The organism is Rhizocola hellebori (genome assembly GCF_016862955.1).
Lineage (GTDB): Bacteria > Actinomycetota > Actinomycetes > Mycobacteriales > Micromonosporaceae > Rhizocola > Rhizocola hellebori.
On the sequence record NZ_BONY01000005.1, the window covers coordinates 83,647 to 99,437 of the forward strand.

A 15,791-nucleotide genomic window follows, 5' to 3' on the forward strand; every position below is an offset into this window, starting at 1 on the left:
GCCGCCCCAAACTCTATGAGTCGCTGGGGTTGGGCCACGCGCAAGTGAAGGTGTGCCTGCCGGAGCCGATGTCGACGGGGGAGAAGGACGGGTCCGGAAGTTCGACGAAGGCGGTGACGCCCGGCGGGATGGTGACGTCGACGTGCAGCCGATCCTCGGCTCGCCGCCAAGCGACCTCGATCCGGCCAAACGGGCTTTCGTAAGCCGCCGAAGCGTGGGTGAGACCGCCGCCGGGGCGGGGCCGGACGGCAACCCGCCGATAGCCGGGCGCAGCCGGGGCGAGACCCGCGACGCGGCGGTGCAGCCAATCGGCGACCGCGCCGAGCGCGTAGTGGTTGAAGGAAGTCATCTCGCCCGGGTTGACGGTGCCATCGGGAAGCATGCTGTCCCACCTTTCCCAGATGGTGGTGGCGCCCATGGTCACCGGGTAGAGCCAGGACGGGCACTGGCGTTGCATGAGCAGGCGGCCGGCGGTGTCGTCCGCGCCGACGGCGGTCAGCGCGTCGCAGATCAGTGGAGTGCCCACGAACCCGGTGGCCACATGGTGGCCGCCGGCCTCGACCAGCTCCACGAGGCGGCGGCCGGCCCGCTCGCGCTGCTCCGACTTCTCCAGCAGATTGGCGTGCAGCGCAACGGCATAGGCGGTCTGCGCGTCGCTGACCACGCGGCCGTTGGGCGTGACGAACTCGTTGTTGAAGGCATCGGCGACCTCGGCGGCCAGCGCCGTATAGCGCAGATGGTCCTCGTCCTCGCCCAGCAGCGCGGCGATCGCGGCCAGCTGTGCGGCACTGCGCGCGTGGTAGGCGGTCGCCACCAGGTAGGCGTCGGTGCGCGCGGCGGCGGGCTTGTCCGGCGGGGCGGCGGGGTCGAGCCAGTCGCCGAACTGGAACCCGGAAGTCCATAATCGACGGTCACCGGCGAGCGCGGCCACCTGTTCCACCCAGGCCTTCATGCTCGCGTACTGCTGACGCAGCACGCCAACGTCGGCGAAGCGTTCGTGCAGCACGGTCGGCACACTGACCGCGGCGTCGCCCCACACGGCCGTCGGCGCGACCGGGAACACCAGGTCGATCCAGGGCACATAGGCCGGTACGGTGCCCAGCGCGCCCTGCTCGGCGGCGAGGTCGGCCAGCCACGAGGTGAGCATTCCAGCGCAGTCGAAAAGGAACGACGCCGTCGGCGCGAACACCGCGATGTCGCCCGTCCAGCCGAGCCGCTCGTCGCGTTGCGGGCAGTCGGTGGGGACATCCACGAAGTTGCCGCGCATGCTCCACACCACATTCTCGTGGAACCGTTCCAGCAGCGGATCGGAGCACGCGAACCAGCCTGTGCGCGCCATGTCGGTGTGGCAGATCACCGCGTCGATGTCGTCGCTGTGAAGTTCTCCGGGCCACCCGACGACCTCGGCGTAACGGAAGCCGTGCAGGGTGAACCTTGGCTCCCACTCCTCGATCGCCGCGTCCCCGCGCAGCGTGTAGCCGTCGGTCGCGGCCGCATGGCGAAGCGGTGCCGTGCACAGCTCACTGTCCTGGAGGATCTCGGCGTGCCGGATGACTATCGTGCGGCCCGCTTCGCCGCGAACCCTGATGCGTACCCGGCCGGTGAGATTCTGTCCAAAGTCGACGATGGTCTTGCCCGACGGCAAGGTGGTGATCGCGACCGGCGCGATGGACTCGGTGCGGCGCACGGGCGGTCCATCCGGCGCTACCAGCAGGCGTGCGTCGAAGGGCTGGGCGGTGACACCCGCCCAGTCCCGGTCGTCGAAGCCGGGTGCCGACCAACCTGCCCGCTCGAGCCGGGCGTCGTAATGCTCGCCGTCGTAGAGGCCGGTCGCCACGATGGGGCTGGCGCCGGCGCGCCAGCTCTCGTCGGTCGCCACCACGACCGTCGAGCCGTCCGCGCACACCACCTCCAACTGGGCGAACAGCCCTACGTGTGCGCCATAGATGGCGCGCTTGCCGCCGAGGAACCCGAGCCGTCCGCGGTACCAGCCTTCGGCAAGCCAGCCGCCGATGGCGTTGCCCCCGTCCCGCAGGAGGTGCGTGACATCGAAAGTTTGATAGCGCAGGCGGTGGTGATAGCTGGTCCATCCGGGCGCGAGCACGTGGTCGCCGACCCGCTCGCCGTTCAGCTCCATCTCGTAGACACCTTGGGCCGCAACGTAAAGACGTGCGCGGACGGGTGCGGCGGGCAGGGTGAAAGCGCGGCGCAGCAGCAGCGCCGGCCAGTCCCGGTCGGCGGGCTGGCCCAGATCGGGCGTGATCATTCGCGCGGTCCAGTCCTCGGGCCGCACCAGGCCGGTCTCGATGATCAGTGGCGGGCTCCACGGAGACGGATCGTCGCTCTGCTCGTGCCAGACGCGCACCTTCACCGCGCAGCGGCTGCGTGACGCGAGGGGCGGCAGCGGCCATGGGACCAGAGTCTGTTCCTGCGCTGGGATCTGCATACTGAGCACCGTGCGGTCCGGCTCGTCGTCGGAAACGACCGCGATCTGGTAAGCCGTCTGGGTCCAGTCAGGGTGCTCGGTCTCGACCTGCCAGGAAAGGCGGGGACGGATCTGGCCTATGCCAAGCGGCTCGCGGTGATGCTCTGCCTTCAGGCGCACCACCTTGACGGGGGCGTCGATGCCGCTCATCGGCTCCTCATTTCGCTGTGTTGGTTGGGGTCCTTGGCAGCCCGGCGTCAGCCCTTGATGGCACCGGAGGTGAGGCCCGCCACGATCTGCCGGTTGAAGAACATGAACATCAACAGGGGTGGGATGGTGATCAGCAGCATGTTCATGAACAGCAGGTTGTACTGCGTCGCGTACTGACTCTGAAAGTTGAAAAGGGTCAGCTGCACGGTCGCGTTCTGGTCGCCCGGCAGAAAGTAGAGCGGGTTGGTGAAGTCGTTGAACACCACCACGGACTGCACCACAATCACCGTGACCGCCACCGAGCGCAGCAACGGAAGAATGACTTGGAAGAACAGCCGCAGCGGTCCGGCGCCGTCGATGATGGCCGCCTCGTCCAGGTCGCGGGGGACGGTCGCGATGAATGCCCGGAACAGCAGGATGCTGAAGGACATGCCGAACGCGATCTCGATGAGGATCAGGCCCGGCATGGTCTTGAACAGCCCGAGGCCTTGCAACACCCAGATGGTGGGCACCACCGCCGGCGGAATGATAAGGCCGGACAGGACAAGGAAGTTGACCAGCCCGGTCCACCGGCTGCGACGGCGCTGCAACACGAATGCCACCATCGCCGACAGGACGACCATGAGGCCGACACTGCACACGGTGAGGATGGTGCTGTTGATGAACGCGATGATCAGCATGTAGTCGCGTGCCGCGATCACCTCTTGCAGGTTCTGCATGAACTGGAATTGGGTCGGCCACGAGAAGCTCAGGTCCGCGGACTCGCTTCTGTCTTTCATGGCGGTGAGCACGATGAAAGCGAACGGCACCAGGAACACGACGGCCGAGACCACAATCGTCAGGGTGCCAAGCAGGAAACCCTTGATACCCGTGCGGCGGGTCACTGTTCGACCTCCTTGCGGTTGAGGAACCAGAACAACGGGACCACAATCGCGGTGACCGCGAGGAAGAGCACCACATTGCCGGCCGTGGAAAGACCGTAGAAGCCTGCCTGGTACTGCTTGTAGATGACCGAGGCGATGACGTCGGAGGTGAATCCGGGCCCGCCGCGGGTCATGGCCCAGATCAGGTCGAAGGATCGCAGCCCGCCGATCAGGGACAGAATGATGACCGTCGCCGTGGCGGGACGGGCAAGCGGCAACACGATGTGCCGGAAACTGCCCCACCCGTCGGCGCCGTCGCACCTGGCCGCCTCGAAGTACTCCTGCGGGATCGAGACGATGCCGGCGATGTAGATGAGCGTCGCCAGTCCCACGCCCTTCCACACATCGACCAGCGCCACGGAGATCAGCGCGTACCTCGGATCCACGAGCCAGCCGGGGCCCTCGATACCGATCGCGCTCAGTGTCTCGTTGATGAGCCCGTGTTCGGGGTTCATCAACGCGGTGAAGGTGATTCCCACCCCGATCGTGCTGACCAGGACCGGGAAGAACACCACCGAGCGCAGGTAGCCCCGCGCGATGATGCGCGAAGTGAGCAGCATCGCCAAAGGCAGGCCCAGCAACACTTTCAGCCCGGAGGTGACCGCCGCGTATATGAGCGTGTTGACGAAACCCTTGACCAGCGCCGGTTCCTGGAAGAAAGAGAGGAAATTCTCCAGGCCGATGTACTTGTAATCGAACAGGCTCCAGCGGGTGAGGCTGAAGTAGAACGAGGCGAACGTCGGCAGCAGGAACAGCACCGCATAGATGACAGCGGCGGGCACATAGAACCAATAAGGATATGGGCTGCGCGAACGGGTTGTGGTCGTCACACGGGCTCCTCGGCTGGGCCAGCGGCCCCACCGGCGGGTGGTGGGGCCGCGGGAATCAGGGCTCGGCCTTACCAGCCAGGCAAACCGAGCTGCTGGGCCTGCTTCTTGACGTCCTGGTCGTAGAGCTCGGCCGCGGAGTCCGCTTTGCGGATTCCGGAACCCACCTCGACGGTGATCTGCTCCAGCGACGGGCCTTTGATGGGGGAGAGGAACTCCAGCGCCGGGCTGTTGTTGCCGCCATCGAAGTAGGGCTGCATATCCTTGATCGCCCCGGGCACGTCAGCGGGCAGCGTGCAGCCCTTCACCAGGAACGGCCCGCTCGGCGTGAACGCCTTCGCCTGCGCGTCGCAGCCCTCCTTGCTGGCCACGAAGGCCAGGAACTTCTTTGCCGCGTCGAGTTTCGCGCCGTTCGTCTTCTTCGCGACGTAGATGCCGGCCGGCTCCCAGACGGTCAGGCCGTATTTGGAGGCGTCATCGCCCGGCTGAGCGAAGAAGCCAATGTCCTTGATTTTGTCCGGGCTTTGCTGGGCGATCGTGCCCACCGCGAAGGTGAGCATCGGGTAATGCGCGCCCTTGCCATCGGCGAGTGCTTTGAGCCCCTGCTCGAACTTCAGCGACGCGAAGTCCTTGTTGAGGTAATCGGCGTCGTGCACCTCTTGCAGGTGCTGGAAGCCGCGCATCGCGGCCGGGGTGGTGGCGTACTTGGCCTGGTTGGCCGTGTACCTGCCGGCCCAGCCCGGCTGAGCGGCCGACACGTTGTGGAAGTCGGCGAGCACGAACAGCTGCGAGGTCCAGCTGTCCTGGTAGCTCTGAATCACCGGGGCTATCCCGGCCGCCTTTATCTTGGCGTTGTTGGCCATGAAGTCGGCCCAGGTCTTGGGTACCTGCAGACTGAGCTGGCTGTAAATGGCTTTGTTATAAAGGATTCCGCCACCGGTCGCGCCCCCGGCCGGTACCCCATAAAGCTGCCCGTTGGCAGAAACCGTCGTCTTGAACGCCGCGTCGATGTCACCGGCGCTGGACAGGTCAGTGATCGTGGCCAGGTTCTGCTCCGGCTTGAGCGCCTGGAACAGCGAACCTGAGTTGTACCAGAAGATGTCGGACATGTCGCCGGTGGCGAGGCGGGTCTTGACGACGTTGTCGCCATCGCTGCCCTGCGGCCGGGTCTCTACTGTGATCTTGATGGTGGGGTTCTTCGCGGTGAACGCGTTCACCAGGCCCTGCGCAGTCTTGACGGTGGGGTCGGAGTTGTCGACGAGAAAGGTCAGCGTGGTGGCCTGACTGTCCTTGTCGCTGCTGCCGAGATCTCCGGGACTGCACGCGCTCACAACCCACGCGCCAACCGCAACGGCCGCAAGCGCGGCGATGCGGCGTCGCGAAACCATGAACATGGTCGGTACCTCCAGGGACGAGAACGACATGCTACGGGTAGGGACGGCTGAATTCGTAGAACATTTCACCGCCAGAAACGGCGATGCATTCGGTCGTTGACCCTTGGTGATGATTGATTTTGTAGAGCGTTCTCCAATATTGGACGTCGCAAGAAGTAGGTGTCAAGGGCATGCTGGCCCACCTCTGGCTACGTACACTGAGCGAACGTATTTCGTTCTACTAAGGTCGGTCCACCAGAGGAGCTGCTCAGTGACAGCACCACGCCGAGTCACCATCGCCGATGTCGCGGAGAAGGCCAACGTCTCCACCGCTGCGGTGTCGAAGGTGCTGCGTAAGGCGTACGGCGTGAGCCCGGCCATGGACGAGCGGGTGCGCGCGGCGATGGCGGAGCTCGGATACCGGCCGCACACCGCCGCGCGCGGCATGCGGGGGCAGACCTACACGATCGGGATGATGCTGCCCGATATCCGCAATCCGTTCTTCCACGAGATTCTGGAAGGTCTGTCCAAACAGCTCGATGGCACCGACTACCAGGTGCTGATCGGCCCCGGCGGCAGCGAGTCGGCCTCGCAGGCGCACATCATGAACGCGATGATCGATCGGCGGATGGATGCGCTGATTCTGGTGGCGCCGCTGGGCAATCGGCGGGATCTGGAGGAAACCGCCAAATCCGTGCCGATGGTGGTGATCGGGCGGCACGACCGGTCCCCAGACTACGACGCGGTGGTCGACGATGATCTCATGGGCGCCGCGCTCGTCGTGGATCACCTTGTCGAGCTTGGCCATCGGCGCATCGCGCACATCGAGCACAAGATTACCGGCCGCAACCACCCCACCACCCTGCCGCAGTCGGTACGGGCCGAAGGCTACCGCCAGGCCATGAAGCGCAACGATCTCGGCAGCGAAATCGACATCGTGGCGAGCACCTACTCCGAAGAGGGCGGCTACCTGGCGGCCCGCGAGCTGCTCGCCCGCGCGGTGCGGCCCACGGCCATCTTCGCGGGCGCGGACGTGGCGGCTATCGGTGTGTTCAATGCGGTGTACGAGGCCGGGCTTCGCGTGCCGCAGGACGTTTCGATCGTCGGCTACGACAACACGTCCTTCGCCGCGCTGGGCCCCATCTCGCTCACCAGCGTCGATCAGGACGGCCACGCCATGGGCACCAACGCCGCCCGGCTCGTGCTGGAACGCATCGAGTCCAAGCGCACCCGCTCGGTGCTGCTGTCCACGTCGCCGACCCTGATCCGCCGCCGCAGCACCGCCCCGCCACCCGCATAGGGATCTAAGCTTGGCCTACCGGGTAGCGCAGATGCGTGACGCCCATCCCGGCGACCACCGTCGGGTTGCCGAGGACCACGGGCGCGTTGCGGGCCAGGCCGAACAGCGGGATGCCGGATCCGAGCAGGAGCGGGACGAGATCGACGTGTATCTCGTCCAGGAGCCCGGCGTCGAGTAGCTGGCGGATGGTGTCGCCGCCGTGAACGCCCACCGCGCGATCTCCGGCAGCCGCGGAAGCTTGGGCCACAGCGCTTTCGAGCCCGTCGGTGACAAAGTGGACGGTCGAGTCGGGCCGGGGCCATCCCTGCGGCACCTCGTGGGTGAGGACGAATGCCGGAACTCCCCACGGGTGCCGGCCTTCCCAGCCGCCGGCCTTCTCGAAGGTACGGCGGCCGGTGAGCCACGCGCCGACCTCGCCCATGAGACCGCGCAGATGCGCCGCGCTGGGGGCGGAGACGTGAAACGTCCACTCCGGCGCAGCGGTGGGAACGTCGACGTCGCCCGCCATGTACCAGTCGAAGACTTCCGCGACACCGTCGCTTTGGTCGGCGACGTAGCCGTCGAGCGACATCGACATGATTGCGATGACCTTTGCCATGGTCGTGTCCTCATCTCTTACCGCGTGGCCGCTTTGGGCCGCGTCTGACCGTGCTACGAACGCGGTCGCCCAGATCCGACACACTCCGCCGAGATTCCGTTATGGCATCGGGGCGCGGCCGAGTGCCGCCTCGACGATCCGGATCGCCTCGGTGGGATCGATGCCGACGCTGGCGATGACCGCCGCGTAGTCGCTGGCGGCGCGGTGGGCTTGCTCGAGGGCCTGCTCGCCGGCGGCTGAGACGAACGATCCGGCCCGCCCGCGGGTCTCGATCAGCCCGGCCTCCTCCAGCTCCCGGTAGGCCCGGCCGACCGTGTTCACGGCGAGGCCAAGGTCGGCCGCGAGCCGGCGGATCGTCGGCAGTCTCGTGCCGACGGCCAGCGAGCGGTCCTGGATCTGCTTGGCTAGCTGAGCCCGGAGCTGTTCGTACGGCGGGGTCGGCGAGCCCGCGTCGATGACGATCATCGGGTGGCCATGGCCTGTCGTGCCGCCGTCGCGACAGCCTTGGTCCGGAACTGGATCAGCGCTAAGGCGATGACACCCGCCACCACGAGGGCGATCGAAACCGCGTTCCACCAGCCGAGCTCTTCGCCGTACAAGAAGATGGCAGGCAGCGTCCACACCAGGCTGGGGGTGACGAGGGCGCGGGCGTCCTCAACCCGCATGATGACATCGGCCGTTAGCGATGTTTCGTCCTCCGCCACGGCCGGGCTCACCAGCACCTGGCGCAGCTGCATGACGACTCCGATGCCGGCGCCGGCCAGGCTGATCAGCACGATGATCGCTCCGCTGCGCAACTGGGAGTCCGAGATCGGCAGCACGCTCAACGCGAGCAGCAATGCGCCGGTGAAGGTGGCCACCGCGAACGCGGCGTGCGGCCGGCCCAGCACCGCCGGCCAGCCGAGCTCGACCGGATGCGCCACCCGCCGCGACAGTTGCGCGCCCGCCTGCCGGTCGGCGCGCCGCACCCACCAGCCGAGCCGCCACTGCGCCACCAGCAGCCCGGCCACCAAGCCCGTCAGCACCAGCAGCGGCCACCAGGAGGAGGTGACGTCGTTGGCCCGCCCCAATGTCAAGGCGCGGGTGAGCGCCGCGCCCATCAGGAATGCGGCCAGCAGGATGCTGTCGGCAAGCTTGGCCCGACGCCGCACCGCCAGCCGCGCCGCGAGCAGCGGCGTCGGCTCGGCGTCGGTCAAGCCGTGCTGGGCCAGCCACAGTCTGGCCTGCGTGGAATCTGCCTGGCGCATGTCATGGCCTCCGATTGTCGCAAGTCTTGTCTCAATACGATGAGTCAAAGCGTGCGACAATGTCAACCCCCGGTGACGCCCATGTAGCGGGCGTCGTCCACCTGTGCTCCTCAGCGTCAATCCCGATGCGGCATCATCCATCGGCTGAGGGCAGCCGACAAGCCGATCCGGATGCGATGCTATTTACTGATGAGAATATTTAGGCGAATCCGCAATCTGGCCATCCTGGAGCTGGTCAACATCCCGCTGTGGGCCTTGGTGTGGTTCGGTGTGGTGGGTTTGCCGGCGACCGCGGCCAACCTGGTGGGGTTCGCCGCGTTCGCTTTGCTGCTGGTGCAAGGCGGGGTGTACTGGCTGCTCAAGCTGGCTCAGCTGCGCGCTCGCCGCAGAAGCCTGGCAGGAGCCGAGGTCTTTCGCATGCTGCGGATCGCGAACGTGCCGCTGCTTGCCGCCGCGCTCGCCTTCACCGGCTACGCCGTGGTGGCCGAGCCTGGCCGCGGGTCGTGGCTGGGGGCCGGACTGGCAGCTTTGGCCGTGCTGGAGCATGTCAACTATTTCCACATTCAGCTCATGCACGACACGCTTGCAGATATGCGCCGCTTTGGCACACGCGGGCTACGCCGGTCGCATCTGGCCCGCGACTTGGCTCAGATCACTTAAATCATTGGCCGATCAGTGAATTCTGATCGCGCGCGGGGCCGGATTACAGTGATGCGCAGCGATGGGAGGGCCGGAAATGACGGTGGCGATCGTTGGTGCGGGCGCTTCTGGGCTCACGCTGGCGGCGTTGTTGCAGCGGGCCGGGGTGAGTTTTGTCGTGCTGGAGGTTCGCAGCCGGTCCTATGTGGAGGAACGGCAGCGCGCTGGGGTGCTTGACTATTCTGCGGGCCAGGTTTACGTGAAGGCGGGTCTGGAGGAGGCGATTCTTGGTGGCGTGCCACTCGATGACCTGCTGGAGATCCGCTATGAGGGGTCTGCGCGATTTCTCAACGTCGCGCAGCTGGCCGGTGGCCAGCACAGTTACGTTGTGCCGCAACAGCTTCTGGTGCGACGCCTGATCGCGATGCTCGTGGACAGCGGCGCCGACATTCGCTTCGGCGTCAGCGGGGTGGAGTTGCACGGCATCGACCAGAGTCGTCCTCGCGTGACCTACCTGGACGAGCACGGGGTGCCAGGCGAAATTGAGTGCGACTTCGTGGCCGGTTGCGATGGCTTCCATGGCGTGAGCCGCACCAGTATCCCGCAAGAGGCGCTCACCACTTACACCTTTGAGCACGACATCGGCTGGTTCACCGTGCTCGCCGACTCGCCTGCGCCCAAGCATGCGCTGCTGGCCATCAGCAGCCACGGGTTCGCCGCCCAATTCGCCCGGGGGCCCAAGGCAAGCCGGTTCTACCTCCAGCATCGCCCCGACGCGAAGGACAGGCTCGAAGACGATGAGTGGATCTGGACCCAGCTGCGGCTGCGGCTGGGTGACGACGGGCTCCCCGCGGGAGCGATCACCTCCAGGGACCACGTCGAGATGCGCAGCTTCGTGGTCGAGCCGATTTCGTACGGTCGGCTGTTCCTGGTCGGGGACGCGGCCCACATCATCACCCCTATGGGCGCCAAGGGAATGAACCTGGCGGTGGTCGAGGCAGCGGCGCTCGCCGAGGCGCTGGTGGCCGCTCAGCAAGGCGACAGCGGCAGACTGGCCTCCTATTCAGCGACGTGTCTACATCGGACCTGGAACTATCAGGAGTTCTCCCGCTGGATGACAGAAATGGTCCACGACGCGGGAGATGATTCCCTGGCCGGGCCGTTCCGGCGTCAGCTGGCCAAAGCCAGGCTCGATCGCCTTTTCACCTCACCGCCCGCAGCCGCGGCATTCGCGGACTTGATGGCGGGCATCAGCTAGCGCTTGGTGGTGCGGACGTCGACGACACGAAAGGCGATATCGGTGTACCGGTCGACGAGGTCGGCCACGGTGATCTCGCCGTCCGGGTTGTACCACTGGGCGATCGCGTTGCACGCCGCGATGACGGTGCGCCGGGCGTCGTCCGGGTGAGCGCAGCGAAATGCCTTGCGCTGCACGCCATCGTCGATGACATCGGCCCACATCTTGGTCGCCTCGCGGGCATGTGACGCCATGCGCTTGATGCTCTCGGGCTCCAGGTTGCGCGATTCGCGCGCGACGATGCTGCTTTCCAGGCGGCGCTCGACGCGATATTCGACAGTCGCGCGAACCAGAGCGCGCAGCCGGTCGACCGGCTTGTCGCCGACCGCGGCCAGTGCCCGCTCACAGCGCGCGTGGTAGTCGACGTCGGCTTCTTCGATGAGCGCGGCGAGCAGCTCCTGCTTGCTGGAGTACCAGTAGTACAGCGCGGAAAGGCTCAGCCCGGCGTGCTTGGCGATGTCGCGTATCGAGGTCCCGTGGTAGCCGCGTTCGGCGAAGATCTCCCGCGCCGCGTTGGTGACGGCTTCCTGGCCCGCGCCGCGAGCGGGCGGGGGAGTGTCGCTCGCGCGCGCGGCGATTCTCCTTGGCGGGCGGTCCGATGCGATGGCCATCGGCTCAGCTTAACGATTGATCGCTCATCGAGGCACCCGGCCGCCGTTGACGCGAGCTCCCCGCGCTCGTAACATCTGAACGATCGATCGTTTAGCTACGAGAGGCGCGGAAATGACGTGGGACTTCTCGACCGAGCCGGAGTTCGAGGAGAAACTCGAATGGATGCGCGGCTTCGTGCGCGACGAGATCATGCCGCTGGAGACGCTTGACCTCGATCCCACCGCGTTCGACCGGGCGATCGCGCCGCTGAAGGAAGAGGTGAAGGCGCGCGGGCTGTGGGCGGCGCACCTTCCGCCCGAGCTGGGTGGCAGCGGGTTCGGGCAGGTCAAGCTCGGTCTGATGCACGAGATTATCGGGCAGTGCAGTCTGGCCCCGCCGGTTTTCGGCAACCAGGCCCCCGATTCGGGCAACGCCGAGCTGCTGGCGCTGGCGGCCGATGCGCACCAGCGGAAGCGGTGGCTGGAGCCACTACTCGACGGGCGCCTGCGCAGCGGGTTCTCGATGACCGAGCCGGGAGCGGGGGCCGACCCTACGCTGCTGACCACGACCGCTGTCCGGGCCGGTGGCGACTACGTGATCAACGGGCACAAGTGGTTTACCACCAACGGTTCTGTGGCGGATTTCCTCATTGTCATGGCCGTGACCGATCCTGACGCGCCACCCAGGCGGCGCGCGACGATGTTCGTGGTGCCGGCGGACACCCCCGGTGTCGACATCGTGCGGGATGTGCCCAATATGGCCGATCCGCAGGCGTCCGGGCATCACGGCGGTCACGCGGAAATCATCTATCACGATGTCCGGGTACCGGTGGACCACCGCCTCGGCGAGGAGGGCGATGGCTTCGTGCTGGCGCAGAAACGCCTCGGACCGGGCCGCATCCACCACGCGATGCGCTGGCTCGGCCAGAGCAAGCGGGCATTCGACATGATGTGCGAGCGCGCCGTGTCGCGCTATGCCCACGGTTCGGTGCTGGCCGACAAACAGCTGGTGCAGGACTGGATCGCGATGTCGGCGGCCGAGATGACGGCGGCGCGCCTGATGACTCTGCAAGCGGCGTGGAAGATGGACCGGGGCGGCACCGCCGCCGCGCTCACCGACATCTCGATGATCAAATATTACGGCGCAAGCGTGCTGTACAACGTGATCGATCGCGCGATCCAGGTGCACGGCTCGCTGGGTTACACCACCGATCTGCCGCTGGAGTACATGTACCGCGACGCCCGCGCCGCGCGCATTCTGGACGGGCCCGACGAGGTGCACAAGGTGACAGTCGCCCGCCGGATTCTCAAGGGCTACCAGCCCCGCGAGGTTCCCTCCGAGCACGTCCCGACCCGCCGCGCCGCGGCGTTGGAGCGGTTCGCGTGGCTGCTGGACGCGGCCACCGCGAACAGCTGATCGGCGAGAGGCGGACACATGGTGGTCGACGGCTTGAATCTGCCCGGGCTGCAGGAGTACTTCGGCCGTGAGGTCCCCGAGGTCGCCGGGCCGTTGGCGGCGCAGCTGATCCACGGCGGGCGCTCAAACCTGACCTACCTGCTGACCGACGGCGTGCGCCGATGGGTGTTGCGCCGGCCGCCGCTGGGCGGGCTGACGCCGTCGGCGCACGACATGACCCGCGAATTCCGGGTCATTGATGCCTTGCGAGACTCGGGTGTGCCGGTGGCGCATGCCGTGGCGCTGTGCGAGGACACCGCCGTGATCGGTGCGCCGTTCTCCGTGATGTCGTATGTGGACGGTGTGGTGCTGCGCGGCTTGGCCGATCTGGAACCTGTACCCCAGACCCAGCTTGACGCCTGCGCCCACGCGCTGATGGTGACGCTCGCCAAGCTGCATAGGGTGTCTCCCTCCGACGTCGGGCTCGCCGGGTTCGGCCGGCCCGAGGGCTACCTGGGCAGGCAGGTGCGCCGCTGGGCCGACCAGTGGTCGCGCATCGCCACCAGGGATCTGCCCGACATCGAGCGGCTGCGTGACGCTCTGGCCGACGCCACGCCGCCCGAGTCGGGCTCGGTCATCGTGCACGGGGATTTCCGCCTCGACAACGCCATCCTCTGCGCCGACCGGCTCGCGGAAGTGCGCGCGATCGTCGACTGGGAGATGTCCACGCTCGGCGATCCGCTGGCGGACGTGGGACTGGCGCTCGTCTACCGCGACCCCGCCTTCGCCCCTGTGCTGCCGGGCGCGGCCGCCTGCACCAGCGACCGGATGCCCGGCCGCGATGCGATGTCGCAGTCCTACGCCAGCGCGTCAGGGCGGGATCTGTCCAATCTGGACTTCTACCTCGCCTTGGGGTACTTCAAAATCGCCGTGATCGCCGAGGGAATCCACGCCCGCCATCGCTCGGGCGAAACAGTCGGCGAGGGCTTCGAGACAGTCGGCTCGGCGGTGCCGGAGCTTGCCGCTGCGGGCTTGCGTGCCCTCAACGACCGATCTACTAAGTAGGGGAGAGCCGAGGACATGGTGCGTACACGGTTTTGCGAGCTGTTCGGGGTCGACTACCCGATCGTCCAGGGTGGAATGCAATGGGTGGGGCGGGCCGAACTCGTCGCGGCGGTGGCCAACGCCGGCGCGCTCGGGTTCCTCACCGCGCTGACCCAGCCCACCCCGGAGGCCCTGGGCAAGGAGATCGCACGGTGCCAGGAGCTGACCGACCGGCCGTTCGGGGTGAACCTGACCATCCTGCCCACCATCAACCCGCCGCCTTATGCCGAGTACCGGCAGGCGATCATCGAGTCGGGCGTCAAAATCGTGGAGACAGCGGGGTTCAGCCCCGCCGACCATCTGCCCGCGTTCCGCGCCGCCGGGGTGAAGGTGGTGCACAAATGCACCAGCGTCCGCCATGCGGTGAAGGCGGAGAAGCTCGGTGTCGACGCCATTTCCATCGACGGGTTCGAGTGCGCGGGGCACCCCGGCGAAGACGACATACCCGGCCTGGTTCTGATACCGGCGGCGGCCGACCGGGTAACCATCCCGATGATCGCCTCTGGCGGCTTCGCCGACGGCCGCGGTCTGGTGGCCGCGCTGGCGCTGGGCGCGGACGGCATCAACATGGGCACCCGTTTCCTGGCCACCGTCGAAGCGCCGATCCACGACAGTGTCAAACGGCGTCTGGTCGAGGCCACCGAGCTGGAGACCGAGCTCATCTTCAGATCGCTGCGCAACACCGCCCGGGTGGCGCGCAACTCGGTCAGCACCGAAGTGGTGACCGTGCTGGACAGGAACGGAACCTTCGACGACGTGCGAGCGCTGGTGGCCGGAAGCCGGGGCCGCAAGGTCTTCGAGACCGGCGACCTGGAGGCGGGAATCTGGTCGGCAGGCATGGCGCAAGGCCTGATCCGTGACATCCCCACGGTCGCCGAGCTGATCGCCCGCATCGTCGCCGAGGCTGAGGCGATCATCAGCCGGCGCCTGCCACAAAGCCTGACCGTGTCAGCGAACGAGCCGGCGCGTGCCGCAAACCGGACCGTGGCAGGCGGGCAGCAGGCGATGACGGCGAACGAGCCGGCGCGTGCCGCAAGCCTGACCGTGGCGGGCGGGCAGCAGCGATGACAGCGAACGAGCCGGTGCTGCTGGAAAGCACGGACCACGGGGTGAGGACGCTGACGCTCAACCGGCCGCACCGCAAGAACGCCATGAACGCCGAGCTGTGGGCGGCGTTGCGGCGCGCTATCACCGCCGCCGCGGCCGACCCCGGCCTGCGCGTCCTGATCCTTACCGGCGCCGGTGGCGCGTTCAGCACCGGCATGGATCTGTCCGCCGAAAGTGTTGCCCAGCACCCGCTGCGGGCCATGCGTGAGGTTAACGAGATCGCGTTGGCGTTGCACGATCTGTCCATCCCCACCGTCGCGAAGGTCACCGGCGTGGCCGTCGGCGCGGGCTGGAACCTTGCCCTCGGCTGCGACCTGGTGGTGGCCACCCCGCAGGCGCAGTTCTCACAGATCTTCACCCGCCGCGGGCTGTCGGTGGACTTCGGCGGCTCGTGGCTGCTGCCCAAACTCGCTGGCCTGCAACAGGCCAAGCGCCTCGTCATGCTTGCGGAGATGATCGGAGCGCAGGAGGCGAGCCGGCTGGGCCTGGTTACTTGGGTGGTGGACGAGGCGGAAATCGACGCCTTCACCTCAGACTTGGGCAGGCGGCTGGCGGCCGCGCCGCCGATCGCTGTCGCCCAAAGCAAGGCGCTGCTCAACGAGAGCGCCGACCGGACGCTGCGCGAGGCGCTGGCGAGCGAGGCGCGGGCGCAGACCGTCAACTTCGCCACCGCCGATGTCCACACCGCGATCGCGGCCTACTCGGCCAAGACCGACCCCGTGTTCACCGGTCAATGGGATGCCACGTAACGCAGC

The 15,791-nt window shown here is 67.0% G+C and carries 15 protein-coding genes; 7 read left to right on the plus strand and 8 right to left on the minus strand.

Annotated elements, in window-relative coordinates; all coding sequences use genetic code 11:
• Window positions 1-13: 13 nt before the first annotated feature.
• The 4 genes from Rhe02_RS05260 to Rhe02_RS05275 all read right to left on the minus strand — a co-directional run bounded on the left by Rhe02_RS05260 (window position 14) and on the right by Rhe02_RS05275 (window position 5,779).
• On the minus strand, window positions 14-2,635 hold the full coding sequence (locus Rhe02_RS05260; RefSeq protein WP_203906925.1) for a family 78 glycoside hydrolase catalytic domain: 2,622 nt from the start codon (window positions 2,633-2,635) through the stop codon (window positions 14-16).
• Between the two features lie 47 nt (window positions 2,636-2,682).
• Window positions 2,683-3,519: a carbohydrate ABC transporter permease gene (locus tag Rhe02_RS05265; RefSeq protein WP_239123383.1), complete on the minus strand. Its 837-nt coding sequence runs from the start codon at window positions 3,517-3,519 to the stop codon at window positions 2,683-2,685.
• Complete coding sequence (locus Rhe02_RS05270; RefSeq protein WP_203906926.1) at window positions 3,516-4,388, minus strand: carbohydrate ABC transporter permease; 873 nt, start codon at window positions 4,386-4,388, stop codon at window positions 3,516-3,518. The genes Rhe02_RS05265 and Rhe02_RS05270 overlap by 4 nt, the downstream gene beginning before the upstream one ends.
• 68 nt (window positions 4,389-4,456) lie before the next feature.
• The gene (locus tag Rhe02_RS05275; protein WP_239123393.1) at window positions 4,457-5,779 is read right to left on the minus strand and encodes an ABC transporter substrate-binding protein; all 1,323 of its coding nucleotides are present in this window, start codon (window positions 5,777-5,779) and stop codon (window positions 4,457-4,459) included.
• 250 nt (window positions 5,780-6,029) lie between these two features.
• Between Rhe02_RS05275 and Rhe02_RS05280 the strand changes: the two genes are divergently transcribed.
• Window positions 6,030-7,058 carry a LacI family DNA-binding transcriptional regulator gene (locus Rhe02_RS05280; RefSeq protein ID WP_239123394.1) on the plus strand — a complete coding sequence of 343 codons (1,029 nt, stop codon included), beginning with the start codon at window positions 6,030-6,032 and terminating at the stop codon, window positions 7,056-7,058.
• Between the two features lie 4 nt (window positions 7,059-7,062).
• Here the strand turns inward: Rhe02_RS05280 and Rhe02_RS05285 are convergent, their stop codons facing one another.
• The 3 genes from Rhe02_RS05285 to Rhe02_RS05295 form a co-directional block, all read right to left on the minus strand.
• The gene (locus Rhe02_RS05285) at window positions 7,063-7,656 is read right to left on the minus strand and encodes a dihydrofolate reductase family protein (RefSeq protein ID WP_239123395.1); all 594 of its coding nucleotides are present in this window, start codon (window positions 7,654-7,656) and stop codon (window positions 7,063-7,065) included.
• A 99-nt stretch (window positions 7,657-7,755) separates the two neighbouring features.
• Window positions 7,756-8,121 (minus strand): GntR family transcriptional regulator, encoded by a 366-nt coding sequence (locus Rhe02_RS05290; protein ID WP_203906928.1) that lies wholly within the window; start codon window positions 8,119-8,121, stop codon window positions 7,756-7,758.
• A complete protein-coding gene (locus Rhe02_RS05295; protein ID WP_203906929.1) occupies window positions 8,118-8,903 on the minus strand; it encodes a hypothetical protein in 786 nt (261 codons plus the stop codon). Before Rhe02_RS05295 ends, Rhe02_RS05290 begins: the two co-directional genes overlap by 4 nt.
• A 189-nt stretch (window positions 8,904-9,092) precedes the next feature.
• On the opposite strand from Rhe02_RS05295, the gene Rhe02_RS05300 reads away from it, so the two are divergent.
• A complete protein-coding gene (locus Rhe02_RS05300) occupies window positions 9,093-9,563 on the plus strand; it encodes a hypothetical protein (protein ID WP_239123397.1) in 471 nt (156 codons plus the stop codon).
• A gap of 76 nt (window positions 9,564-9,639) precedes the next feature.
• Complete coding sequence (locus Rhe02_RS05305; RefSeq protein ID WP_203906930.1) at window positions 9,640-10,800, plus strand: 4-hydroxybenzoate 3-monooxygenase; 1,161 nt, start codon at window positions 9,640-9,642, stop codon at window positions 10,798-10,800.
• On the opposite strand, the gene Rhe02_RS05310 is transcribed toward Rhe02_RS05305, so the two are convergent.
• Window positions 10,797-11,450, minus strand: a complete 654-nt coding sequence (locus Rhe02_RS05310) for a TetR/AcrR family transcriptional regulator (RefSeq protein WP_203906931.1) — start codon at window positions 11,448-11,450, stop codon at window positions 10,797-10,799. The genes Rhe02_RS05305 and Rhe02_RS05310 overlap by 4 nt on opposite strands.
• 112 nt (window positions 11,451-11,562) lie before the next feature.
• Here Rhe02_RS05310 and Rhe02_RS05315 point away from each other — a divergent pair, with 112 nt between their 5' ends.
• From Rhe02_RS05315 to Rhe02_RS05330, 4 genes are read left to right on the plus strand one after another with little or no spacing between them, the layout of a single operon-like run.
• Complete coding sequence (locus Rhe02_RS05315) at window positions 11,563-12,846, plus strand: acyl-CoA dehydrogenase family protein (protein WP_203906932.1); 1,284 nt, start codon at window positions 11,563-11,565, stop codon at window positions 12,844-12,846.
• Between the two features lie 18 nt (window positions 12,847-12,864).
• Window positions 12,865-13,890 (plus strand): phosphotransferase family protein, encoded by a 1,026-nt coding sequence (locus tag Rhe02_RS05320; protein ID WP_203906933.1) that lies wholly within the window; start codon window positions 12,865-12,867, stop codon window positions 13,888-13,890.
• 15 nt (window positions 13,891-13,905) lie between these two features.
• Window positions 13,906-14,997, plus strand: coding sequence for an NAD(P)H-dependent flavin oxidoreductase (locus tag Rhe02_RS05325; RefSeq protein WP_203906934.1), 1,092 nt, complete (start codon window positions 13,906-13,908; stop codon window positions 14,995-14,997).
• On the plus strand, window positions 14,994-15,785 hold the full coding sequence (locus Rhe02_RS05330) for an enoyl-CoA hydratase/isomerase family protein (RefSeq protein WP_203906935.1): 792 nt from the start codon (window positions 14,994-14,996) through the stop codon (window positions 15,783-15,785). Before Rhe02_RS05325 ends, Rhe02_RS05330 begins: the two co-directional genes overlap by 4 nt.
• Window positions 15,786-15,791 lie beyond the last annotated feature (6 nt).